Annotated in this window: 20 protein-coding genes; 17 read left to right on the top strand and 3 right to left on the bottom strand. The window is 65.1% G+C overall.

What is annotated here, in order from left to right:
• Positions 1 to 125: 125 nt before the first annotated feature.
• A complete protein-coding gene (locus GA0061098_RS22785; protein ID WP_091961396.1) occupies positions 126 to 1,685 on the bottom strand; it encodes a glycine betaine ABC transporter substrate-binding protein in 1,560 nt (519 codons plus the stop codon).
• Positions 1,682 to 2,464, bottom strand: coding sequence for an ATP-binding cassette domain-containing protein (locus tag GA0061098_RS22780; protein ID WP_091961393.1), 783 nt, complete (start codon positions 2,462 to 2,464; stop codon positions 1,682 to 1,684). The genes GA0061098_RS22785 and GA0061098_RS22780 overlap by 4 nt, the downstream gene beginning before the upstream one ends.
• Before the next feature lie 282 nt (positions 2,465 to 2,746).
• On the opposite strand from GA0061098_RS22780, the gene GA0061098_RS22770 reads away from it, so the two are divergent.
• Together GA0061098_RS22770 and GA0061098_RS22765 are read left to right on the top strand one after the other, a co-directional pair.
• A complete protein-coding gene (locus tag GA0061098_RS22770; protein ID WP_091961387.1) occupies positions 2,747 to 3,565 on the top strand; it encodes an ABC transporter ATP-binding protein in 819 nt (272 codons plus the stop codon).
• Complete coding sequence (locus GA0061098_RS22765) at positions 3,565 to 4,353, top strand: ABC transporter permease (RefSeq protein WP_091961384.1); 789 nt, start codon at positions 3,565 to 3,567, stop codon at positions 4,351 to 4,353. Before GA0061098_RS22770 ends, GA0061098_RS22765 begins: the two co-directional genes overlap by 1 nt.
• Before the next feature lie 47 nt (positions 4,354 to 4,400).
• On the opposite strand, the gene GA0061098_RS22760 is transcribed toward GA0061098_RS22765, so the two are convergent.
• A complete protein-coding gene (locus GA0061098_RS22760; RefSeq protein WP_091961381.1) occupies positions 4,401 to 4,850 on the bottom strand; it encodes a cupin domain-containing protein in 450 nt (149 codons plus the stop codon).
• 138 nt (positions 4,851 to 4,988) lie between these two features.
• Here GA0061098_RS22760 and GA0061098_RS22755 point away from each other — a divergent pair, with 138 nt between their 5' ends.
• From GA0061098_RS22755 to GA0061098_RS22685, 15 genes are all read left to right on the top strand, one after another.
• Positions 4,989 to 6,014, top strand: coding sequence for an ABC transporter substrate-binding protein (locus tag GA0061098_RS22755; protein WP_165637540.1), 1,026 nt, complete (start codon positions 4,989 to 4,991; stop codon positions 6,012 to 6,014).
• 30 nt (positions 6,015 to 6,044) lie between these two features.
• Entirely contained in the window at positions 6,045 to 6,749 is a 705-nt protein-coding gene (locus GA0061098_RS22750) for an NUDIX hydrolase (RefSeq protein WP_091961374.1), read from the top strand.
• A 93-nt stretch (positions 6,750 to 6,842) separates the two neighbouring features.
• Positions 6,843 to 8,153: an ABC transporter substrate-binding protein gene (locus GA0061098_RS22745; RefSeq protein WP_091961371.1), complete on the top strand. Its 1,311-nt coding sequence runs from the start codon at positions 6,843 to 6,845 to the stop codon at positions 8,151 to 8,153.
• A 15-nt stretch (positions 8,154 to 8,168) separates the two neighbouring features.
• Positions 8,169 to 8,936 (top strand): ABC transporter ATP-binding protein, encoded by a 768-nt coding sequence (locus tag GA0061098_RS22740; protein WP_091961369.1) that lies wholly within the window; start codon positions 8,169 to 8,171, stop codon positions 8,934 to 8,936.
• A gap of 2 nt (positions 8,937 to 8,938) precedes the next feature.
• On the top strand, positions 8,939 to 9,643 hold the full coding sequence (locus GA0061098_RS22735) for an ABC transporter ATP-binding protein (protein ID WP_091961367.1): 705 nt from the start codon (positions 8,939 to 8,941) through the stop codon (positions 9,641 to 9,643).
• Between the two features lie 6 nt (positions 9,644 to 9,649).
• The gene (locus GA0061098_RS22730) at positions 9,650 to 10,531 is read left to right on the top strand and encodes a branched-chain amino acid ABC transporter permease (RefSeq protein WP_091961365.1); all 882 of its coding nucleotides are present in this window, start codon (positions 9,650 to 9,652) and stop codon (positions 10,529 to 10,531) included.
• A complete protein-coding gene (locus tag GA0061098_RS22725) occupies positions 10,528 to 11,547 on the top strand; it encodes a branched-chain amino acid ABC transporter permease (protein ID WP_091961362.1) in 1,020 nt (339 codons plus the stop codon). Before GA0061098_RS22730 ends, GA0061098_RS22725 begins: the two co-directional genes overlap by 4 nt.
• Entirely contained in the window at positions 11,507 to 12,436 is a 930-nt protein-coding gene (locus GA0061098_RS22720; protein WP_091961358.1) for a polyphosphate kinase 2 family protein, read from the top strand. Before GA0061098_RS22725 ends, GA0061098_RS22720 begins: the two co-directional genes overlap by 41 nt.
• The gene (locus GA0061098_RS22715) at positions 12,433 to 13,470 is read left to right on the top strand and encodes a patatin-like phospholipase family protein (protein ID WP_091961354.1); all 1,038 of its coding nucleotides are present in this window, start codon (positions 12,433 to 12,435) and stop codon (positions 13,468 to 13,470) included. Before GA0061098_RS22720 ends, GA0061098_RS22715 begins: the two co-directional genes overlap by 4 nt.
• An 804-nt stretch (positions 13,471 to 14,274) precedes the next feature.
• On the top strand, positions 14,275 to 16,614 hold the full coding sequence (locus GA0061098_RS22710) for a mechanosensitive ion channel domain-containing protein (RefSeq protein WP_091961350.1): 2,340 nt from the start codon (positions 14,275 to 14,277) through the stop codon (positions 16,612 to 16,614).
• Between the two features lie 100 nt (positions 16,615 to 16,714).
• The gene (locus tag GA0061098_RS22705; RefSeq protein ID WP_091961345.1) at positions 16,715 to 17,716 is read left to right on the top strand and encodes a Bug family tripartite tricarboxylate transporter substrate binding protein; all 1,002 of its coding nucleotides are present in this window, start codon (positions 16,715 to 16,717) and stop codon (positions 17,714 to 17,716) included.
• Positions 17,717 to 17,877: 161 nt separating this feature from the next.
• Entirely contained in the window at positions 17,878 to 19,530 is a 1,653-nt protein-coding gene (locus tag GA0061098_RS22700; RefSeq protein WP_283808002.1) for an NAD-dependent malic enzyme, read from the top strand.
• A 290-nt stretch (positions 19,531 to 19,820) separates the two neighbouring features.
• The gene (locus GA0061098_RS22695) at positions 19,821 to 20,213 is read left to right on the top strand and encodes a BlaI/MecI/CopY family transcriptional regulator (protein ID WP_018319749.1); all 393 of its coding nucleotides are present in this window, start codon (positions 19,821 to 19,823) and stop codon (positions 20,211 to 20,213) included.
• On the top strand, positions 20,210 to 22,726 hold the full coding sequence (locus tag GA0061098_RS22690; RefSeq protein ID WP_091961335.1) for a M56 family metallopeptidase: 2,517 nt from the start codon (positions 20,210 to 20,212) through the stop codon (positions 22,724 to 22,726). Before GA0061098_RS22695 ends, GA0061098_RS22690 begins: the two co-directional genes overlap by 4 nt.
• A 144-nt stretch (positions 22,727 to 22,870) precedes the next feature.
• On the top strand, positions 22,871 to 24,343 hold the full coding sequence (locus GA0061098_RS22685; protein WP_091961331.1) for a DUF1800 domain-containing protein: 1,473 nt from the start codon (positions 22,871 to 22,873) through the stop codon (positions 24,341 to 24,343).

Raw genomic sequence — 24,343 nt, 5'->3', positions numbered from 1 at the left:
TCTTTGACCGTCATTCCGAGAATCCGTAGGGTGGGCAAGCGAAGCGTGCCCACCACCTCTCACACGTACCCAGAGACCGTGGGCACGGCGCTTACGCGCCTTTGCCCACCCTACGAAATCCCAACCTACCGCTCGCCCACCTTGCCCCACAGCCACTTCGCGACCGCATCCGGCGAGGAATTCGCATCATTACCGCTGGCGCGCAAATTCGCTTCGCGCATGGTGGCGATGTCGATCTTGCCGAGCAGCGGCCTCAGTGCGGCCTGTAGTCGTTCGTCGCCGGCACGTTTCGGGGCCAGCAGCAGGATGGCGTCGTAGGGCGGGATCGCGTGCCTGGGGTCGTCGAGCGCGACCAGATCGTATTTCGCAATCAACCCGTCGCTGGTGTAGCCGGCGATGACGTCGACCTCGCCGCTGGCAACTGCCGCATACATGAAATCCGGCTGCATCTGGCGCTGGGCGCGGAACGAAAGGCCGTAGGCCTTTTGCAGCGCCGCCCATTCCGGCCGCGAGAAGAACTCGTAGTCGCCGGCAATCGACATCGTCGATGCGTGCGCGGCGAGATCGGCAATGGTGCGGATGCCAAGCGCTTCGGCGCGCTTCTTCGGGAGCACCAGCGCATAGGCATTCTCGAAGCCGAGCTCGCCGAGCAGGGTGATGTTGTCCTTTGCCAGGCTTGTCTTCAAATCCGTCAACAGCTCGGCGCGCGGCTTGATGTCGGTGCGATGCAGCTGGTTGGCCCAGAGCGTGCCGGAGTAATCGACATAGAGATCGATGTCGCCGGCCTTCAACGCCCCGAAGATCACGCTGGAGCCGAGGCCCGAGCGCGCGGTCGCGGGCAGACCGGCGGCCTGGAGGCGGTCCCTGAGCAGGGCCGACAACACATATTGCTCGGCGAAGGTCTTGGCACCGACGACGTAGCCCTGCGAAGAGCGCCCCACCGTCGGCACCAGCGTTGCGGCGACCAGCGCCGCGATTCCGGCCGCGCCGAGCGCGGTGCGGGCGCGGCTGCGGCGATGCAGGCCGCCCTCGATCAGGCCGAGCAGCTGGTCGACGGCGAGCGCGAGCAGGGCCGAGGCAAAGCAGCCGAACAGCACGAACACCCAGTTCTGGGTTTGAAGCCCGGCAAAGATGTAATTGCCGAGGCTGGTCTGCCCGATCGGCGTCGAGAGCGTCGCGGTGCCGATCACCCACACCGCGGCGGTGCGGATGCCCGCCATCATCACCGGCAGCGCCAGCGGCAGCTCGACCATGACGAGCGACTGCCGCGCGGTCATGCCGACACCCTTGGCGGCCTCGATCAGCGCGGGATCGATGCCGTTGAGCCCGGTGATACCGTTGCGCAGCACCGGCAGCATCGAATAGAGCGCCAGCGCCAGCATCGCCGGCAGGAAGCCGAACGCCGAGAAGGAAACACCGAACCAGGCCAGCGTGACCGAGGCGGCCAGCAGCAGCAGCGGATAGAACAGCGCGAGCAGCGCCAGACCCGGCACCGTCTGCACGATGCTGGCGATTGCGAGCAGGATGGCTCGCGGCGCCGGGCGGTTGCGTGTCAGGATCGCCAGCGGCAGGCTGACCGCAAGACCGAGCGCGAGCGCGGCGAGACTCACCCGCACATGATTGCCGAGATAATCGGGCAGATGCGCCAGCGCCTCGCCCCAGCGTGGATCGGAAAACAGGCTCATGCCGCACCGCTTTGAGGCAGCAGCGCGTTCAGCCGCTCGACCTGGCGCCGCGGCGTACGCAGCAGCTCCAGCACGTAAGCGTCGCTGCTGTTCGACAGCTCGGCGGGCGTGCCCTGCGCGAGCAGCTTCCCGCTGCGCATCACCGCGATGCGGTCGGCGAGCAGGATCGCTTCCGTCATGTCATGGGTGATCATCACGGTGGTCAGGCCGAGCTTGCGATGCAACGAACGATAATCGTCGCCGAGGGCATCGCGGGTGAGGGGATCGAGTGCGCCGAACGGCTCGTCCATCAGCACGATGCGCGGCCTTGCCGCAAGCGCGCGCGCCACGCCGACGCGCTGGCGCTGGCCGCCGGAAAGCGCCTCCGGCAGACGGCTGCGATGCGCGTTGCGGTCGAGCTGCACGAGACCCAGCAGCTCGTCGACGCGCGCTGCGATATCGGCCGCCGGTTCGCCGAGCAGTTTCGGCGTGATCCCGATGTTGTCGGCGACGCTCAAATGCGGAAACAGCCCGCCGCTCTGGAACACGTAGCCGATCCGCCGCCGTAGCGCGACCGGATCGACGCTTTGCACGTTCTCGCCTTCGATCGTGATGATGCCGCCATCGACCTCGATCAGCCGGTTGGCGAGCCGCAGCAGCGTGGTCTTGCCGGAGCCCGAGCCGCCGACGATCGCCACAAACTCGCCCTCGGCGATGTCGAGCGACAAATCGTCCACGGCCTTGAGCGGGCCGAAGCTTTTGGTGACGTGCTGGTAGCTGATCGCCAGCTTGGAAGGCATCGCGGGTGGGCTCGCTTTTCTCTTACCCTCCCCTGGAGGGGGCGGGTCGATCGCGCGAAGCGCGAGCGGGGTGGGGTGATCTATCCACTCGGGCACTGTTGGATGAGGAGACACCGTCACCCCACCCCGGCCCACATTTCGCTGCGCTCAATGTGGGCCGACCCTCCCCCTTCCAGGGGAGGGTAAGAGCACGGCAAGTCCCCATGCGTAGCACGCCTGGCGGCTTGATTGAACTTGGCCGCGCGAGCGGCTAAGGCATCGGGCCAAGTTCGGAGGGAACATATGTCAACGCCAACGGCAGTGGCGCTGGAAGATGCCAAGGTTGCGTTCCGGCTCGGGGACGGGCGGGTCTACACGGCGGTGGAAAAGGCCCATCTCACGGTGGCGCAAGGCGAGTTCGTCGCCATCGTCGGGCCCACGGGCTGCGGGAAATCCACGCTGCTCAACGTCGCGGCCGGGCTGCTGAAGCCGGCCGCCGGCAATGTCAGGATATTCGACCGACCGCTGGCGGGGCTGAACCAGGATGCCGGCTACCTGTTCCAGGCCGACGCGCTGTTCCCGTGGAAGACCGCGCTCGACAATGTAGCGATCGGGCTGGAGATCAAGGGCACGCCGCGCGCCGAGGCACTGCCGCGCGCACAGAAATGGCTGACCTCGGTCGGCCTCGGCGCGTTCGCGGGTCGCTATCCGCACATGCTCTCCGGCGGCCAGCGCAAGCGCGTGGCGCTGGCGCAGGTGCTGATCCGCGATCCGAAAATCCTCTTGATGGACGAGCCGTTCGGGCCGCTGGATGCGCAGACCCGCCAGGTGATGGGCAATCTGCTGCTCGACCTCTGGAATGCCGACCGCAAGGCCGTGCTGTTCGTGACCCATGACCTCGAAGAGGCGATCGCGCTCGCGGACCGCGTCGTAATCATGTCGGCCGGGCCGTCCTCGCGTATCATCGGCGACTGGCGCGTGAGCCTGCCGCGCCCGCGCGACATCTTCGAGGTGCGGCTGGACAAGGAGTTCCACGCGCTCCACCGCGAGATCTGGAGCGTGCTCAAGGACGAGGTGATGAAGGGCTACGCGCAATCCACGCAAGCGGCGGAGGCGGTCTGATGTCGCGCCCGACGCTGTTCGCGCTGCAAGTCCTGGTCGCGGTCGTCTGCATCGTGCTGTGGCAGGTGCTATCGACCGTTCCCGTGTTCGGCAAGATCCTGCTGCCGCCGTTTTTTTTCTCCAACCCGTTCGACGTGTTCAGCCAGATCGTGAAATGGTTCGCTTCCGGCGTGATCTGGAAGCATCTCGGCATCACGCTGGCGGAATCGATCCTGGCCTTCGTGATCGGATCGCTCGGCGGTGTGCTGGTCGGCTTCTGGTTCGCGCGCCAGCCGCTGGTCGCCGCGGTGTTCGACCCCTACGTCAAGATGGTCAACGCGCTGCCCCGCGTGGTGCTGGCGCCGATCTTCGCGCTGTGGCTGGGGCTCGGCATCTGGTCCAAGGTCGCGCTCGGCGTGACCTTGGTGTTCTTCATCGTGTTCTTCAACGTCTATCAGGGCGTCAAGGAGGTCAGCCGCACCGTGCTCGACAACGGTCGCATGCTCGGCATGAGCGAGCGGCAGCTGATGCGGCACGTCTATTGGCCCTCGGCGCTGTCCTGGATGTTCTCCTCGCTACACACCTCGGTCGGCTTTGCGGTGGTCGGTGCGGTCGTCGGCGAATATCTGGGTTCGGCGGCGGGCCTTGGCTATCTCATTCAGCAGGCCGAGGGTGTGTTCGACGTCGCCGGCGTGTTCGCCGGCATGTTCGTGCTGTCGGCCTTCGTCATCCTGATCGACTATGGGGTCACGCTGGTGGAGCGGCGCCTGTTGGTGTGGCGGCCGACCGCATCGGATGGGCGCGGCTAGGCGCGAGGCGGGACCCGCGTATCGGCGCGGGTCCCCATCGCGAAGCGTCAATCCAGCAGCTTGGTGTCGTCGGGCGCCTGCGGCGGCGTCTTTATTGCGATGGCCTTGACCTGTCCGCTGATCGGCTTGGTGCCGCCATGCGGCGTGCCCTTCGGAATGATGACGAGGTCGCCCGGCTTCACCGTGACCTCCTTGTCGCCGAGCCAGATCGTGCCGGTGCCGTCGAGAATGTACTGGATCTCGTTGGTATTGGGGTGCATGTGCTTGGGCACGTTGCCGACCTGGATCGAGATCGTGGCGCCGTCGGCACTGGCGAACATTTTTGAGCGGAAGCCGACATTGTTGGCGGCGCCGAGCGCATCGCCTTCCATCTCTCCGGTGTGGATGATCTGCGCGGTGATGTTCTCGGCGGCGAGCGCCGGCCGGAGCAGTTGGTTCGCGCCGCATCCGGCGGCAAAGGCGGCGGCGATCGACAGCCCGATTGCAAGGCGATTCATGGATGATCCTCCCCATCACAAGTTTGTTGTTGTACCCGCATGCTATTGCGCCAAAAGGCCGATGGCCAGTGCCTTGGGCCACGCTTCTCAAGCCTGTCGCGCTGCTCTATGGTGCCGCCGGCCGAACGGAGGAAACCAATGAAGAACACGATTGCCAGGCTCGCCGGTGCGCTGATCGCGCTGACACTCACCACCTCGCTTGCCGCAGCGCAAAGCAAGGTCACCATCGCGGTCGGCGGCGGCTCCTGCCTGTGCTATTTGCCGACGGTGCTGGCCAAGCAGCTCGGCGAATACGATAAGGCCGGCCTCAGTGTCGAGCTGGTCGACCTCAAGGGCGGCTCGGACGCGCTCAAGGCCGTGCTCGGCGGCAGCGCCGACGTCGTGTCCGGCTATTTCGACCATTGCGTCAATCTGGCTGCCAAGAAGCAGGAGCTCCAGGCTTTCGTGGTCTATGACCGCTATCCCGGCCTCGTGCTCGTGGTCGCGCCCTCGCGCACCAACGACATCAAGTCGGTCAAGGATATCGCCGGCAAGAAGGTCGGGGTCAGCGCGCCCGGTTCCTCGACCGACTTCTTCCTGAAGTACATGCTCAAGAAGAACGGCATCGATCCGACCAGCGCCGCCGTGATTGGCGTCGGCCTCGGCGCCACCGCGGTCGCGGCGATGGAGCAGGGCCAGATCGACGCGGCCGTGATGCTCGACCCCTCCGTCACCGTGCTCCAGGGCAGCCACAAGGATCTGCGCATCCTGTCCGACACCCGCACGCAGAAGGACACGCTCGAGACCTTCGGTGGCGAATATCCCGGCGGCGCGCTGTACTCGACCGCGGCCTGGGTTGCCAAGCACGAGAAGGAGACCCAGGCGCTCACCAACGCGATCCTCGCCACGCTCGCCTGGATCCACTCGCATTCGCCAGAGGAGATCATGGCGAAAATGCCGGAAGAGACGGTCGGCAAGAACAAGGATCTCTATCTCGCCGCGCTGAAGAACACGATCCCGATGTTCTCCGAAACCGGCAAGATGGACCCGAAGGGCGCGGATGCCGTGCTCGCCGTGTTCAGCGTCGGCTCGCCCGAGGTGGCCAACGCCAAGATCGACGTCAGCAAGACCTTCACCAACAAGTTCGTCGAGCAGGCCAAGAAGACCACGGGGAACGCCAAATAGCTGACGCGAAGGCGTGGTAGACGCCCCCTCATGATGTCACCGATCATTCATCGCGTCACGACGCTTGCTCTTGCCGTGCGGCCGATCCTCTGGCCGTTCGCCGAGGAGCGTCGCGACGAGATCGCGGCGCACTTCGCCGAAAAGCAGCGTGAGCGGCCGAAGATCTGGAACGGCCGTGTCCTGCTCGGGCGCGATCCCGTGTTCACGGACGGCCGTTTCGCCTCGACCTATTTCGAGACCGATTTCGCAAGTTTCCTTGCCTGGCGCGACTGGGGCTTTCCCGGCGCGCCCGTGTTCAACGGGTTTGGCATGGGCGCGCTGCGCACGTCCGACGGCGCCTTCCTGATGGGCGAGATGGCGCAGCACACCGCGAACGCAGGCCGCATCTATTTCCCGTCGGGCACGCCCGATCTCGACGATGTCAGGGATGGGACGCTGGATATTCCCGGCAGCGTCGTCCGCGAAATTCAGGAGGAGACCGGCTTGACGGCGGCGGACTATCAGGCCGAGCCGGACTGGTATTGCGTCGTCAGCGGCCCCACGATTGCGATGATGCAGGTGCTCAACCTCGATATGCCCGGCGACGAGGCTCGCGCCCGGATCGAAGCCAATCTCGCCTGTGAGGACGAGCCTGAATTGTCGGCGATTCATCTCGTGCGCGGGATGGGTGATCTCACGCCGACCATGCCGCGATTTGTCACGGCCTTTATCGAGCAGCAGTTCGCCTCGCGCTGATGCGCGAGGCTTGACATCCCTGCGCTCTGCCCATGTGATGGGGGCAACCAAAAGCAAGACGAATGCAATGCACAATCGTCCAGGGAGGTTTTGATGCGCCTGCGCATGGCTGCCCGATTGGTACGTGGGCTGGTGATCGCGATATCCGCGACGAGCCTGGCGGTGGCCGCCCAGGCTCAGGACAAGAAGATCAAGATCGGCGTTGTTTTTGATTTGACCGGACCTCTGGCCGGCGGCGGTTCCGAACTCGGCTATATCGGCGCAAAGATCATCCTCGACCATTTCGCCAAGACCGGCGTCGAAGGCTACAAGATCGAGGCGGTCTATGCCGACGCGCAGAGCAAGCCCGACATCGCCATCAACGAATCCGTCCGCCTGCTCGAGCAGGAGAAGGTCGACATGGTGCTCGGCTTCTTCTCCTCGGCGCAGTGCGTGCCGGTGGCCGCCCGCGTCGAGCAGCTCAAGAAGTTCATGTGGATGACGACCTGCATCTCGTCCGCCGTGTTCAACGAGAAGGGCTACAAATACGTTTTCCGCCCGCAGGCGAGCGGCGACCAGTTCGGCATGATGACGATGGATTTCATCGCGCAGAACGCCAAGGCGAAGTTCGACAAGGAGCCAAGGGACCTGCGCGTCGCCATCATCCACGAGGACGGCGCCTATGGTGTCGACGTCTCCAAGGGCAACGAGGCAGGCGCGAAGAAAGCCGGCTTCAACGTCGTGATGAAGGAGGGCTATTCGGCGACCGCGCCCGATCTGTCCGCGCTGGTGACCAAGCTGAAGCGCGCCAAGCCCGACGTGATCTTCCACACCGGCTACAACCCCGACATCACGCTGCTGCTCCGCCAGGCCCGCGAGCAGGGCCTGAAGTTCGGCGCGCTGATGGGTCATGGTGCGGGCTACGGCGTCTATGAGAAGCTGAAGGAAGGCATGGGGGCCGACGCCACCTACATCTTCAACGCCGACCCGATCTCGATCTGGCTCGCCAACCAGAAGACCATGGATCCGAAGCTGCCACCCGTGATCAAGATGGTCGGCGAGGAGTTCGACAAGATCCGGCCCGGCGTTGCCATCCGCTCCGCCCATGTCGGCATCGGCGCGTCCAACACTTACGTGTTCATGGCCGACGTGCTGCCGCGCGCGATCAAGAAGTACGGCGGCGTCGATCCCGAGGCGCTGCGCAAGGCGGCGCTCGACACCGACATCCCCGAAGGCGGCACCATGCTCGGCTTCGGCGTGAAGTTCTACGGCGAGGGCAGCCCCATGGCGGGGCAGAACGAGCGCTCGTTTCCCGTCGTGATCCAGTATATCGACGACAAATCGTCCGTGGTGTGGCCGAAGAGCCAAGCGCAGCGCGAAGCCGTGCTGCCGCTGCCGAAAGGCACCACCTACAGCAACCAATAGCGGCGGAGTGCTCTGGTGCTGGAGGTCAGTGGGCTGGTGAAGCGGTTCGGCGGCTTCACCGCCGTCAACAACGTGTCGTTTCGGGTTGATCAGGGCGAGATCCTCGGCCTGATCGGGCCGAACGGTTCGGGCAAGAGCACGATCTTCAACATGCTCTCCGGCACGCTGGCGCCGACATCGGGCTCGATCGTGTTCGGCGGCTCCGAGATTGCGGGTCTCGCGCCGCACCGGATCATCAACAGCGGCGTCGGCCGCACCTTCCAGATTCCGCGGCCGTTTCGCCGCCTGACCATCTTCGAGAACGTCGCGCTCGCCGGCTTTTACGGCCAGGGCCGCCACAGCCGTGCCAGGGCGGAGGAGGCGGCGGAAAGATCGCTGGCGATGGTCGGCCTGCCGACCGATCGCCATGCCAGCGTCGACGGTCTCGGCGCAGCGGGGTTGAAGAAGCTCGAGCTTGCGAAAGCGCTCGCCACGGCGCCAAAGCTGCTGCTCGCCGACGAGAGCCTCGGCGGTCTCGACGAAACCGAGATGGATCAGGCCGCCGACATGTTGCGCAACATCCGCGACGAGCTCGGCATCACCATCATCTGGGTCGAGCACATCATGGGCGTGCTGATGCGCGTCGTCGATCGCGTCATGGTGCTCGATCACGGCGAGAAGATCTCGGAAGGTTTGCCGAGCGCGGTCGCGGGCGATCCGCGCGTCATCGAGGTCTATCTCGGCACCGATGCCGAGACCACGCAGGCCGCGGCCGCCGAAGCGCGCCGCCGCGCGGGAGGCTAGGCATGCTGGAGCTCCGCGCCGTCAATGCCGGCTATGGCACGTTCCAGGCGCTGTTCGATGTCAATCTCGACGTGAAGGCCGGCGAAGCCGTCGGCGTCATCGGCCCCAATGGCGCCGGCAAGACCACCCTGATGCGCGTGATCTCCGGCCTGATCCGGCCCTCGCGCGGCTCGATCCGGATGGAGGGTACCGACGTCGTGGCAACGCCGCCGCACAAGATCGTCAGCCTCGGGATCGCGCATGTGCCGGAGAACCGGCGGCTGTTTCCGCAACTCTCGGTCGACGACAATCTCAAGATGGGCGCCTTCATGAAGGAGGCGCGCAGCCACTATGCCGATCGGCTCGAAGTGGTGTTCGACCTGTTTCCGCGCCTGAAGGAACGGCGCCACCAGATGGCCGGCACCATGTCCGGCGGCGAGCAGCAGATGTGCGCGATCGGCCGTGCGCTGATGTCCAATCCAAAACTGCTGCTGCTCGACGAGCCCTCGGCCGGCCTTGCGCCGGTCGTGGTGCAGCAGGTGTTCGAGCTGGTGAAGCGGATCCGCGCCAGCGGGCTGACCGTGCTGATCGTTGAGCAGAACGTGCAGCAGGTGCTGAAAGTGGTCGATCGCGCCTATCTGATCGAGGCGGGCACCATCCGGGCGTCCGGCACGTCCGCCGAAATGCTGGCGAGCGACACGGTCAAGGAAGCGTATCTCGGGGTGTGAGGGGGCATGCAGGCATTCTTGGACATCTTCGACATCTATCTGCTGGAGGCCGTGATCAACGGCATCCTGCTCGGCGGCGTGCTGGCGCTGCTCGCGCTCGGGCTGAACCTGATCTTCGGCGTCATCGACGTGACCTGGATCTGCTATGCCGAGCTGGTGATGATCGGCATGTACGCCATGTATTTCATGGTGCAGTATTACGGCGTCAGCTATTTCGTCGCCGCGCCTCTCACCATCCTGCTGGTCGCGATCCTCGGCGCGGCGCTGCATTATCTCGTGATCGCGCCGCTGTTGACCGCGCCTCCGATCAATCAGCTGCTCGCCACCGGCGGTGTGCTGTTCGTGCTGCAGAGCTTTGCTACCGTCGCCTTCGGCATCGACTTCCGCAATCTCGGCATCCGCCTGCCGGTGCTCGCCCTCGGCGACATGAATTTCAGCTACGCGCGGCTGCTCTCGTTTCTGGCCGCGCTGGTCGGCATGGTCGCCGTCTATCTGTTCATGACTCGCACCTTCACCGGCACCGCGATCCGCGCCATCTCGCAGGACCGGCAGATCATGGCGCTGATGGGCGTCGACACCAAGCGGATCTATCTCATCACCTCCGCAATCGGCGGCGGGTTGGCCGGGCTCGCCGCCTGCCTCCTGGTGCTGCAATATGACGTGCATCCGTTCGTCGGCCTCTCCTTCGGGCCGATCACCTTCCTGATCTGCGTGCTTGGTGGCCTCGGCAATTTCATCGGCGGCTTCATTGCAGCCTTCGTCTTTGCCGAGATCATCTCGCTCGGCGGCCTTTTCTCCGATCTTGAATGGGGCTATGTGCTCGCCTTCGCCTTCTTCATCGTCATGATGTTCATCCGGCCCGCGGGCCTGCTCGCGAGGCGCCGATGATGGGGCAGGGACGGCTTGCAGCATGGGGGATTGGGCTGGCGGCGCTGGTCGCGTTGCCCTTCGTCTATCGCGATCCCTATCATTTGCACATCCTGGTGCTGATCCTGATCTGGTCGTTCGCCTATACGTCGTGGTCGATGATGGGGCGGTTCGGCCTCGTCTCGCTCGGCCATGGCGGCTTCATGGGGATCGGCGCCTATGTCACCGCGCTGCTCTGGAACCACCTCGGCGTGTCGCCCTGGATCGGCATTCCCGTCAGCATGGTCGCGGCCGGCGCACTGGCCCTGATCGTCGGCTATCCCTGCTTCCGCTTCCGCATCACCGGACACTATTTCGTTCTGGTGACGCTGGCGCTGTCAGGCATCGTGCTCCAGGTCATCACGGCGACGCGCGACTACACCGGCGGCTCGCTGGGCTACACGCCGAATCGAACCTCGGGCAACAAGCTGCTGGCACTGCAGTTCGACGATAAGATCACCTGGTATCTGATTGCGCTCGGGGTCTGGCTGTTCGGCATCGTGGTCTGGCACTGGGTCGACCGCAGCATGAGCCGCTACGCGCTGGAGGCGATCTCGGAGGACGAGGATGCAGCGGCCGCCGCCGGCGTCGACGTCACCGCGGAGAAGCTGAAGATCACGCTGCTCAGTGCCCTGATGACGGCACTCGCGGGCGCGATCTACTGCCAGTACCAGATGTTCATCACGCCCGACACCGTCAGCGGCATCGCGGTGTCGCTGCAGATGGTGTTCGCGGCCATCGTCGGCGGCCTGTTCGTCTCGCTCGGCCCGACCTTCGGCGCCGTGATCACCATCCTGCTGGCGGAAACCCTTCGCATCGGCTTCGGCACCAAGGCGGTCGGCTGGGACAATCTCGTCTATGGCGTGCTGCTGGTCCTTTTCATCATATTCCTTCCCAAGGGCATCCTTGGTAGCGTGCTCGACCGATTGAAGCCGCAACGCAAGGTGCCCCGCGCTCATGAGCAAGAAGCCGTCCAAATCGCTCGCCCAGGAACTTGACCGCTACATCACGCCGTTCCGCTATGACGGCTCGGGCAAGTTTCATCTCAAGGCGCACAAGACCGACGAGAAGGGCGATCTCGACAAGGAGAAGGCGCTGGCGATTCTCGACGCCAACAAGAAGCGGCTGATCGGGTTTCAGGAGAAGCTCTATGCCCAGGACCGCTGGTCGCTCCTGATCGTGTTCCAGGCCATGGACGCCGGCGGCAAGGACAGCGCCATCAAGGCGATCTTCGAAGGCATCAATCCGCAAGGATGCGAGGTCCATGCCTTCAAGGCGCCGAGCAGCAAGGAGCTCGATCACGATTTCCTCTGGCGTCACGCGATCGCGCTGCCCGAACGCGGCCATATCGGCATCTTCAACCGCTCCCATTACGAGGAATGCCTGGTGACGCGCGTGCACCCGGAGATCCTCGCCAAGGAGAAGCTGCCGCAAAAGCTCCTCACCAAGAACATCTGGAAGGAGCGGTTCGAGGACATCTCGGCGTTCGAGCGCTATCTCTGCCGCAACGGCACCGTGGTGCTGAAATTCTTCCTCAACGTGTCCAAGGACGAGCAGCGCGAGCGCTTCCTCGATCGGCTGGAGGACCCGGCCAAGCAGTGGAAGTTCTCCATGGACGACATCAAGGAGCGCGCGCTGTGGCCGCGCTATCAGGCGGTCTACCAGGACATCGTCCGGCACACCTCGACGCCTCATGCGCCGTGGTACGTCGTGCCCGCGGACCACAAATGGTTTGCGCGCGTTGTGATCGGCTCGGTGATCAATGCCGCGCTCGAAAAGCTCGACCTGCGTTTCCCCCGCGCCGACAAGGCCTCGGTGGCGGAGTTCGACGAGGTGCGCAAGGCACTGGAGAAAGAGGGGACGGGAGGCAAGAAGAAAGCAAAGTGACAGCCAACCGGACCGCCGACCGCAAAACCGTCAATTTCGCGCTCCAGGGCGGCGGCGCGCACGGCGCCTTCGTCTGGGGCGTGCTCGACCAGGTGCTCGAAGACGGCAGGCTCGCGATCGAGGCCGTCAGTGCGACCAGTGCCGGCGCCATGAATGCGGTGGCGATGGCTTCCGGCATGGCGCACGGGGGCGCGGAGGCCGCGCGGGAGAGCCTGCACGCATTCTGGTACGAAGTGTCTCGCATGGACATGGCGTACGATTTGATGTCGCCGCTGAACCAGTGGATTCAGGCCCTGAAGCTGCCGCCGGAATATCATCCGGTTCACGCCGTCATCCACACGTTGACGCACACGCTGCCGCCGGGTCTGCTCAATCCCTTTCATTTCAATCCGCTCCGGTCGCTCTTGCAGCGCGTCGTCGATTTCGACCGGCTCAATTCCTCGCCCGAGGCGCCGCAACTGTTCCTCAACGCGACCAACGTCCGCACCGGCAAGATCAAGGTATTTCAGAGCCCGCATCTCACCGCGGAGACCGTGCTGGCCTCGGCCTGCCTGCCGCCCTATTTCCAGGCCGTCGAGATCGACGGCGAGCATTATTGGGACGGCGGCTATCTCGGCAATCCCGCGATCTTCCCGCTGATCTACCGCAAGGGCAGCCACGACGTCGTCGTCGTGCAGGTCACGGCCATCCGGCGCGACGAGCTGCCGACGAGCGCGGCCGACGTCCTCCATCGCATCAACGAGATCAGCTTCAATTCGTCCCTGATGCGCGAGATGCGCGCGATCGCCTTCGCCACACGGCTGATCGACGATGGCGAGCTCGACAGCGCCAAGCACAGCCGCATGTACATGCACTGGATCGGCAACGACCAGCTGATGTCGCAGCTCGGCACGGCCACGCAATTCCATCCCGAATGGAGCCTGTTGTGCCGCCTGCGCGACGAGGGCCGTTCGGCGGCGCGAAGCTGGCTGGCGCGCAACTTCGACCGAGTCGGGACGGCCTCGACGGTGGACCTGGCCGACATGTTTCTCTAGGCCACAGACAAAAACTATGAAAACGACCCCATGCACAGTAGCCGGGCGTAGCGGAATCAATGGCTTGCCAGCGGGTGTCATATGAATGCGGATTTTGCGAAATTGACTTGATGCGTCGGGCAAAATAGATGCCGAACCCTGCGGAACTGACGCCTCCAATTGTGATCGCGCGCTTGTCGATCCCGCTTGACAGTTTTGTGGCACAGGAGGAGCATTCCGCTGGTCGCAATAAGCGACGCGCAACGTCCACCTCATGAGCAAGGGGAGGTCTATGACTCCACCTCCGCAAATCCAGCCGCGTTAAGTGCGATGGAGCTCGTTCGGACTATCGCATAGCGGCGGAAACCGCGAACGGCACGCCGGGTCAAGGTTTAGAGGGCTGCATCAGTAAGGCAGAGCCCCTACCTTCCCGGCGCTGTATTTTGCATCACATCGATCGTGTCCGGATGGCTGTGACAACGCTGACCGCGACAGGTGGTTTTGACATCCTGCTTTTCTCCTCCACCTTCCTCCTTGCCGTCATTCCGGGCCGCCTCCCGGAATGACGGAGGGTGTTGCATGGCAGGTCGGCTGGCCCGAGCGCGTCTCGAAGAATGGCCGCGACGCAATTGCCAGGCAACTGACCCGCGCCGATGCTGCGGTTCCCCGATCTTCGCATTGCGGTAAATGCCAAGAGAATGTCGCCTCAAAGGCCAACTTCCGACACAGGCCGGAGGCGAATAGCTGCGATCCGACATGACGCATGTGCTTCGGCGGTGACGGTCCCGACGCCGCCGGCTCATTCATTTTTTCCAGGGAATCCTCGTGTCGCATAAGCTTGCCCCGGCGGTCCTCGCCGCTCTCTTCCTCGCGATCTTCTCTCTCTCCGGTGTCCGCGCCGAAACGCCTCGGCCGGCGACGAATAACGCTGCCGCACTGTCGCCCGACGAAGCCAGGCGCGCGCTGGAGACGCTCCAGGACGACAAGAAGCGCGCGCAGATGATCGATACGCTGCGCGCGATCGCGAGTGCGTCCGGTCAGCAGCAGCCTGCGCCCCCCGCGCCCGAGCAGAAGTCGCCGATCCCGCTCTCCGCCGATGGCCTCGGCGCGCAACTCCTGCTCACGGTGTCGGAGGAGATCGGCGCTATCTCGAGCGAGATCGCCAGCATGGCGCGGACGCTCACGCACTTCCCGGCCTTCTACTACTGGTTCCTGCGGACTGCGAACGATCCTGCTGCCTACAATCTCCTGATCGAGATCGCCTGGAAGCTGGCGCTGGTGCTCGGCTGCGCCCTTGCGGCCGAGTGGGTGATCTTTCGCCTGATCCGCCGCCCGGTCGCGTTCCTGGAAGGACGCGTGCCACAAACCGCGCACCTGCCGGCACAGGTGATCCCCATTGCCGACCCGCCGTCCTCAACGGCCGATGTCACGCCCGCGCCCGACTTGAACAAGCGACGCCACAGCCTCGCGCGCGTGTGGCAGGTCCTGTTGCGGCTACCCTTCGTACTTGGACGTCTCGTGCTCGAACTGCTGCCGGTGGTCATCTTCGTCGGCGTCGCCACCGCGCTGCTCGGCACCGAGATCGGCGAGCCCACGACCGTTCGCCTCGTGATCCTCGCCGTCGTCAACGCCTACGCATTCTCGCGCGGACTCATCTGCGTGATCCGGGCGCTGGCGGGACCGTTCGGGCTGCTTCCGGTCCGGGCCGAGACCGCGGCCTATATCGAGATCTGGGCGCGCCGCATCGTCGGCGTCGGCGTCTCCGGCATCGCCTTTGCCAATGTGGCCCTGCTGCTCGGCCTGCATCGTACCGGTTATGCGGCGCTGCTGCGCATGGTGATGCTGGTCGTGCACCTCTTCGTCGTCGTCATCATCCTGCAATGCCGCCGGCAGGTCGCCGAGGCCATCCGTGCGCCGGCCGAGCGGCAGGGCATCGCAGCGCGCCTGCGCAACCGCATCGCCGGCGGCTGGCACTATCTCGCCATCGCGCTCGATCTTGCGCTGTGGGCGGTGTGGGCGCTCAACATCCGCAACGGCTATTCGCTGCTTTTGCAGTATTTCGTCGGTACGGTCGTGGTGGCGCTGGTCACGCGCGTCGCCATCATGCTGACGCTCAGCCTGATCGACCGCGGCTTCCGCATCAAGCCGGAGATCCTCCAGCGCTTTCCCGGTCTCGAGATCCGCGCCAACCGCTATCTGCCGCTGCTGCGCAAGATCGTATCAGGCGTGATCGGCTTCATCGGCTTCGTCGCCGTGCTCGAGGTCTGGGGCGTGGATGCCATCGTCTGGTTCTATGGCGGCCAGATCGGCAGCCGGCTGATCTCGGCCGTGGTGACGATCGGCCTCGCCGTCTTGATCGCGGCGGCGATCTGGGAAGCCAGCAACGCGCTGCTGGACCGTCAGATCAACACGCTGTCGCGGGACGGGCACTACGCCCGTGCCGCGCGGTTGCGCACCTTCCAGCCGATGCTACGTACCGCGCTGCTGTGCCTGATCGCCACCGTCGTCGGCCTCACCGCGCTGAGCGAGATCGGCGTCAACGTCGCGCCGCTTTTGGCGGGCGCCGGCATCGTCGGCATCGCCATCGGCTTCGGCTCGCAGAAGCTGGTGCAGGACCTCATCACCGGGCTGTTCCTGCTGCTGGAGAACACGGTCCAGGTCGGCGACAATGTCAGCGTGTCGGGGCTGTCTGGCGTGGTCGAGAACGTCTCGATCCGCACCATACGTCTGCGCGCCGGCGACGGCGCCGTGCACATCGTGCCGTTCAGCGCGGTCACGACCATCACCAATGCCAGCCGCGGCGCCGGCAACGCCTCGGTCAGCGTCAACGTCGCCTACAAGGAAGACACCGACCGCGCCGGCCAGATCCTCAAGGACATCGTCGACGAGATGCGCCGCGAACCGGAATTCCGTCCGCTGATCCGCGGCGACCTCGATCTGTGGGGCATCGACAAAGTCGACGGCGCGATGGTGTCGATCGTCGGCCAGATCCGCTGCACCGAGGCCGGGCGCTGGCCGGTCCAGCGCGAATTCAACCGCCGCATGAAGCTGCGCTTCCAGCAGAACGGCATCGATGTCGCATCCGCCACCCAGACCATCTTGATGCACGTCGTGCCGCCGGCAGATGGTGCGGCCCATCTGACGCCGCGGCGGGCGGCTGGATAGCCGTCGGCTGTAACTTCCGGCTTGCCTCCGCCCGTCCGGCAGCGTTCACTCAGCCTCCAGCCCGCTGCCGACATGCGGGCGGCGAAAATGGGTGGGTGGAATGCTACGAGGGCTGTGCGCCGCCTTGCGCGGTCATTTGATCGTCTTGTGCGCCGTGGTCGGATGTGGGGCGTGGATTGCACCGGGCCATGCGCAGCCGTTTCCCTCGCGCCCGATCACCCTCATCGTACCGTTCGCGGCGGGCGGTCCGACCGACACGCTGGCGCGGATCCTGTCCGAGCGGATCGCCGCCGAGCTACGCACCACGGTTGTGGTCGAGAACGTGGCCGGCGCCTCCGGCAGCATTGCCGGCGCGCGCGTTGCACGCGCAACACCCGACGGCACCACGATCACGATCGGCCATTGGGGCACGCATGTGCTGAACGGCGCGATCTTCAAGCTGCCCTATGACGTGGTCGCCGATTTCGAGCCGGTCGCAATGATCGCGATGGGGACGCAGCTCATCGTCGGCAGGAAGTCGCTCGAGGCGAACAGCCTGAAAGAGATGATCGCCTGGCTGAAGGGCAACCCCGGCAAGGCCACCGCCGGGACGGCCGGGGCCGGCACGGGCGCGCATGTCGCCGGCGTCTTCTTCAAGGACAAGACCGGCACCGACTTCCAGTTCGTGCCCTATCGCGGCGCAGGGCCCGCCATGATCGATCTCGTCGCCGGACAGATCGACATCATGTTCGACCAGGCCTCGAACTCGCTGCCGCATGTCAAGAGCGGCGCGATCAAGGCCTTCGCGGTGACCTCGCCGACGCGGCTCGCTTCTGCGCCTGATGTGCCGACCGTCGACGAAGCGGGCCTGCCGGGCCTTTACATTTCCTACTGGCACGGCATCTGGGCACCGAAGAACACGCCGAAGGACATCGTCACCAAGCTGAACGCGGCGATCGTCGCCGTGCTCGCCGAGCCTGCCGTCAAGCATCGCTTTGCCGAACTGGGGCAGGAGATTCCGCTACCTGCGCAGCAGACGCCCGCAGCGCTTGCGGCGTTCCAGAAGGCCGAGACCGAGAAATGGTGGCCGATCGTGAAGGCTGCCGATATCAAGCCGGAATAGGCGCGGCGTTAACCTTTTCTCGCGTGCAATTGCCAGTCGTTCGCGAAAGTCTCGCTGCGGTGCGAGATCACAATCGATACCTCAGGCGCTACGTCCTTGATCTCAATGGAGCGCTGGCCGACAATGTCAGCGGTTCAATGTGAAGCTTTTTGGGGGAATTCGTGAATAGACCTGCCCGGGTCGTTGCCCAACCGACATCGTCCAATCCGCCGCAAGGCATGACATTGCTGCGCGATCCGTTGCTCAACAAGGGGACCGCCTTCACGGAAGCCGAGCGCGAGGCCCTGGGCCTGCGCGGCCTGTTGCCGCCTTGCGTGCTGACGATGGAGACGCAGGCTCAGCGCGTCCTCACCAATCTGCGCACGCTGCCGACCGATCTGGAAAAATACGTCGCGCTGAACGCGCTGCATGACCGCAACGAGGCGCTGTTCTTCCGCGTCGTCGTCGACAATATCGATGAGATCCAGCCGATCATCTACACCCCGACGGTCGGGCTCGCCTGCCAGAAATTCGGCCTGATCTTCCAGCGGCCGCGCGGCATGTTCATCTCCTCGCGCGACCGCGGCCAGATCGCCGAGATTCTGAAGAACTGGCCCTATCCGGCCAAGCTGATCGTCGTCACCGACGGCGAGCGCATTTTGGGACTTGGCGATCTCGGTGCCAACGGCATGGGCATCCCGGTCGGCAAGCTCTCGCTCTATTCGGCCTGCGCCGGCGTGCATCCGGAAGCGTGCCTGCCTGTTGTGCTCGACGTCGGCACCAACAACGAAGAGCTGCTGAACGATCCCTATTATCTCGGCCTGCGCGAGCGGCGGCTGACGGGCGAAGCCTATGACAGCTTCGTCGACGAATTCATGCAAGCCGCGCGAAAAACCTTTCCGGGCGTGCTGATCCAGTTCGAGGATTTCGCCAATCATTCGGCGTTCAAGCTGCTGCACAAATATCGCGACGAGGCCTGCGTCTTCAACGACGACATTCAGGGCACTGCGGCGGTCGCGCTCGCCGGCCTGTTCTCGGCGCTACGCGTGAACGGCGGCAAGCTGAAGGATCAGAAGATCCTGTTCTTAGGGGCAGGCGAAGCGGCAACCGGCATCGCCGATCTCGTGGTGTCCGCGATGATGGCGGAGGGCGCTTCGGAAGCCGAAGCACTGCGGCGCAACTGGCTGGTGGATTCCCGCGGCCTCGTCGTCGGCGGCCGCGAAGGCCTTTCCGGCCACAAGCTGCGCTACGCGCATGCCGAGCAGGCGCCGATCAGCGACTTCCTCACCGCGATCAAGACGCTGAAGCCGACGGCGATCATCGGGGTTGCCGCGGTTGGCGGCGCCTTCACGCTCGAGGTGCTCAAGGCGATGGCCGAGCTCAACGAACAGCCGATTGTGTTCGCACTCTCCAACCCGACCTCGAAGGCCGAATGCTCGGCGGAGGACGCCTATCGCTACACCGAAGGGCGCGCGCTGTTCGCCTGCGGCAGCCCATATGATCCGGTGACGCTCGACGGCCGCAGATTCGTGCCGCGCCAGGGCAACAACTCCTACATCTTCCCCGGCGTTGGCCTCGGCGTCATCGCCAGCGGCTCGAAGCTGGTGACCGACGAGATGTTCATGGCGGCGGCCCATACGCTCGCCAATTGCGTCGGCAAGGAGGATCTCGCGCAGGGCAGCCTGTATCCGGCCCTGCCGCGCATCCGCGAAGTCTCGGTCCGCATCGCCGCGGCCGTTGCTGATGTCGCCTATCAGCGCGGGCTCGCCGACGGACCCGCGCCCAACGACGTCAAGGCTCTCGTCCAGTCCCAGATGTACGAACCGCATTACTAACCGCCATCCCCCGCCCAAGCGGCGCGGTTAGGGCGCGTCACGTGTCCGCCTCGTCATGGCCGGGCTTGTCCCGGCCATCCACGTCTTGACGCGCGGTACGAAAGAACGTGGATGCCCGGGACAAGCCCGGGCATGACGACCTCGCATATTTCGACTTCCCTCAAATCACGAATCGGCGACTAGGTCAGCACACCGACACCATCCCAGGTGGAATCGCCGTTGTGCCGCGCGGCCGCATATGCGACAATCTGTAGCGTTACAAGAAAACACAATCTGCAAGGTAAGCCGCCATGGACGATCGTTTGCCCGAACTGGGCGACCTCGAGCACGAGGTCATGCAATTGGTTTGGGCCCATGGTCCTGTCACGGCCGAGATCGTGCGCGAGCGCTTGTCGCGGCGTCTGAAGGAATCGACGGTGCGCACGGTGCTGCGTCGGCTGGAAGAAAAGGGCTATGCTAACCACACCGTGGACGGACGTACCTACGTCTACCAGGCCGCCGAGCCGCGCGCGAAGGTTGCGGCCAAGGCGGTGCAGCGCATCGTCGACTGGTTCTGCAACGGCTCGATCGAGGAGGTCCTCGTCGGCATGGTGGACAACAAGATGCTCGACCAGCAGCAATTGCGCACGCTGGCCGACCAGGTGGCCAAGGCGAAGAAGGCGAGGGGAGTGAAGAAAGAATGATCGCAACTCTGGCGGAGGCGGCACTGCGCTCCCTTGTGCTGGGAGGCGTCGTCTGGTTCGGTCTCAATCTGTTTCGCGTGCGCAATCCGCACGTTCACATGACGGCCTGGGTCGTCGTGCTGCTGGCATCGCTGGCGATGCCATTCGTGATGCATTGGCCGACGCTCACGATCACCCGACTGCCTTTGCCGGTCGCCGTGCCGGATGATTTTCTGCCGGCCGACATCTCGATGCTGGAGACGCCGCAGCCCGCGCTGCCAGTCGCGCCCGGCATTGCTGTCGCGCCGCAAGCCAGAAGCGGGCTCTCGATCAATTGGTGGCTCGTTGCCACCGTCATCTATGCCGGCGTTGCCGGCCTGTTGCTGCTGCGGCTCGCGATCGGGCTCTGCCTGACCTGGCGTCTGGCGTGCGCGGCAAAGCCGATGAAGGGCTTGCAGATGATCGATGCCGACGTGCGCGTCAGCCGCGATGTCGGCGGCCCCGTCACCTTCGGCTCGACCATTCTGGTGCCGCCGCAATTCGCCAGCTGGGACGCGAAGAAGCGCCTCGCGGTGCTCGCGCATGAAGGCGCGCATGTCGTCAACCGCGATTTCTACGTCCTCCTGCTCGCATCGCTCAACCGCGCGGTGTTCTGGTTCAGCCCGTTCTCGTGGTGGCAGCTCGCGCGCCTTGCCGAGCTCGCCGAGATCATCAGCGACGCCGAGGCGATCGAGGTCATCGACGACCGGCTGTCCTACGCGGAAATCCTGCTCGATTTCGCCAGCACCGTGAAGCCGCGGCCGGTCGAGCTTGCGATGGCGCGGGCCTCGACCGTGCGTGCCCGTGTCGAGCGCATCATCGCGGCTGCCGCGATGCCCGTCGCGGTCAGTTGGCGCAAGCGGCTGTGGATCGCGGCTGCGATCGTCCCGGTGGTGATCGTGTCCGCAGGCATGATCGCCTATCGCACGCCGGACGCGGCGCCCGCCGCCGCGGATGCCGGCGAGGTGCCCGCCCAGCACTACCGCCCGTTCGTCAATTTCTACGCTATGGGTCCGGCCTCGGTGTTCGCCATCTTCCGTGAGGGCGACGAGCTCTACGGCCAACTCACGGGCCAGCGCAAGCTGCGCCTCACGGTCGGCAATGACGGCACGGCGTCCTACGCGGCCTCGTCCGGCGAGATCACCTTCGCGCTCGATGCGGAGCGCCGCTCGTCCGAGCTGACGCTGCGCATGAACGGCCGCGACATTCGTGCGGTTCGTGTCGCCGAGATGCCGGCGGCGGTAGCCGAGCCGGTATCGCTCGATCCGTATGTCGGTTGGTACAGGATTGCGCCAAACCGCGTGCTGACGGTACGGCGTGACGGTGATCGGCTCCGGGTGCAGGAAACCGTGCTGGGCCCGGCGACGCTCCTCGCCGAAGGTGCCGACATCTTCTCAATCCGTGGCGAAAATCTCCTGATCTTCCTGCGTGACGAGCAATCAAAGGTCTCGCGCGTGCTGGTGCAGAATTCGGTCTTTGGCGCCCGCCTGGCGCCCCGGATCGATGCAGCGGTGGCTCAGGCGATCGAGGCGGATTTCGCGCGCCGCCTTGCGGAAGTGCCTGACCGATTCAGGGAGCAGGTCCCGGCGCCCGGCGGCAAGGAGATGATCTTGCGCGGCATCGAGGATCTTCGCCGCGGTACGCCCAACTACGACCGGATGAGTGCGCCGCTGGCGGCCAAGGTTCACCGGCAGTTCAGTGAGTCGCGGGCGACGTTCGTGGCGCTCGGCGCGGTGGAGTCGATCTTCTTCCGCGGCGTCGGCCCCGGCGGCTACGACATCTATGGCGCCAAGTTCGAGAACGGCACGGCGGAATTTCGCCTGATGATCGAGCCGGACGGCAAGGCCGGCGACGTGCTATTCCGGGCCGACGGCAATGAGGAGCTCGGCGGCATCGTGCCTTGCGCGGAGGAGGCGAGCGTTCGCGGCCGCGCCGACACTTCGCCGATCAGGATCATGCTCTACAACGAGATGGCCGACGACATCCAGGTGGTCAATCTGGACGCGGACGGCAATCGCAGGGCGCAGATCGTCAGGCCCAACATGACCTGGTTCACCACCACGACCGTGAACAATCCCTGGATGATTGCCGACAAGTCGGGACGGTGTCTGGAGATCCTGATGCCGGGCCGGCAGACCCGCTTCCACAATGTCGAAGCTTCAAACCTCGGCGTGCGTCCGGGGCGCGCCGCCCGCCGCGCTGTTCCGATCGCCAATGGCGAGGCGATGCTGCGCCGCTATATCGAGGGCGTCGGCAGAGGACAGCCAGACTACGAGCACATGACTTCGGAAGTGGCCGACATCACGCGTCAGCAGTTGCCGTTCGACCAGGCGATCCTGGCGCGGCTCGGTGCGCTGCGTGCGGTCTCCTTCCGCGGCGTCACCGCGCTCGACAGCGACATCTACATCGCCCAGTTCGCCAATGGCTCGGCGGAATGGCGCATCGGCGTCAGGCACGACACCATCACGAAGATCGCGCTCGGGCCGAATTTCTGAGGGCAGCGGCCGCTCCCGATGTCTTGATGGAGGTGTTTCAATCTCCGCTTGTCTGCCAGTCCCGCGAATGCTACGATCTGTAGCATTACAATTCGTAGCCTCGAGCGGTGCCGTCGGGCGGGCTCGTAGAATTGGGCATTCGCCATGAGCAATTCCGCAAAGGCCGAAGCCGTGCTGGCGCTCCATCGCTTCGGGATGGGGCCGCGGCCGGGCTCGATTGCCGCCCTCGGGTCCGACCCGCGTGGCGCGCTGATTGCCGAACTCGACCGGCCGCTCGTGCTCGCCGCGGCGGCCAGCCTGCCCTCCAGTGCGAAAGCCTATCGCACCGTGGCCGATGCCAATGCTCGGCGAACGGCGCGGGCCAAGCAGGCGCAGCAACAGGCCAAGAAGCAGCAGGTGGCGTCGGCGCCCACCTCGGCTGACGACCAGGCTCAGCCGCAATCGCAGACGCAGGGGCAAGCGGGCCAGGAAAAGGACGCCGCCGAGATGGCGGCGAAGCAGGCCGCCGACGCTATTCCTGATCCCGGGCGCCCGATGTATTTGCAGGAAGCCAAGCTGCGCACGGAGGCGGCGCTTGCCGCCGATATCGGCTTTGCCGAGCGGCTGGTCTGGTTCTGGTCCAATCATTTCTGCATCTCGGCCAACCGGATCCAGAGCATGTCCGGCGCCTATGAACGCGAGGCGGTTCGCGCCAATGCGCTTGGCCGGTTCGTCGACCTCCTGCTGGCCGTCGAGGGCCATCCGGCGATGCTGTTCTATCTCGACAATCTCGGTTCGATGGGGGCGAACTCGACCGCGGGCATCAACCGCAGCAGCGGCCTCAACGAGAACTTTGCCCGCGAGATCATGGAGCTGCATACGCTCGGCGTGCGCGCCGGCTACACCCAGAACGACGTCATCAGCTTCGCCAACGTGCTGACCGGCTGGACGCTGGTGCCGCCGGGGGCCGATCCCCAGCATGGCGGCGACTTCACCTTCAATCCGCGGCTGCACGAGCCCGGCGGACAGACCGTGCTCGGCAAGCGCTATGAGCAGGACGACGTCGAGCAGGGGCGCGCCGTGCTGCGCGATCTCGCTGCGCATCCGGCAACAGCGACCCATGTCGCGACCAAGCTCGCGCGCCATTTCGTCGCCGACGAACCGCCGCCGGCCCTGGTCGAGCAGATGGCGAAGGCGTTCCGCGACGGCGACGGCAATCTCAAGCAGGTCGCGACGCTGATGGTGTCGTCGGACGAGGCGTGGCGCGCGCCGCCGTCAAAGCTCAAGCGTCCCGGCGAATGGGTCGTCGGCATGGTGCGTGCAACCGGCATCACGCAGGTCGATCCCGTCCGCTTCACCGGCGGCCAGGAGCTGCTGGGCGAGGCGCTGTGGCGTCCGCCCGCGCCCAAGGGTTATCCGGACGATGAAGCAAGCTGGATCGACGGCGTCGGCCGGCGGCTCGACGTCGCCAACAATTTCGCGGAGCGCATCACCGGCATGGCCGATCCGCAAGTCATCATCGAGGACGTCTTTGCATCGCAGATCGCCCCCGAGGTGAAGCAGGCGGTCGGCCGCGCCGAGAGCCGGCAGCAGGCGCTGGCGCTGCTGTTCATGTCGGCGGATTTTCAGAGGAGGTGA

The organism is Bradyrhizobium shewense (assembly GCF_900094605.1).
Classification (GTDB): domain Bacteria; phylum Pseudomonadota; class Alphaproteobacteria; order Rhizobiales; family Xanthobacteraceae; genus Bradyrhizobium; species Bradyrhizobium shewense.
Note: the sequence above shows the minus strand (reverse complement) of the source record. Positions and strands in the feature narration are given on the sequence as shown.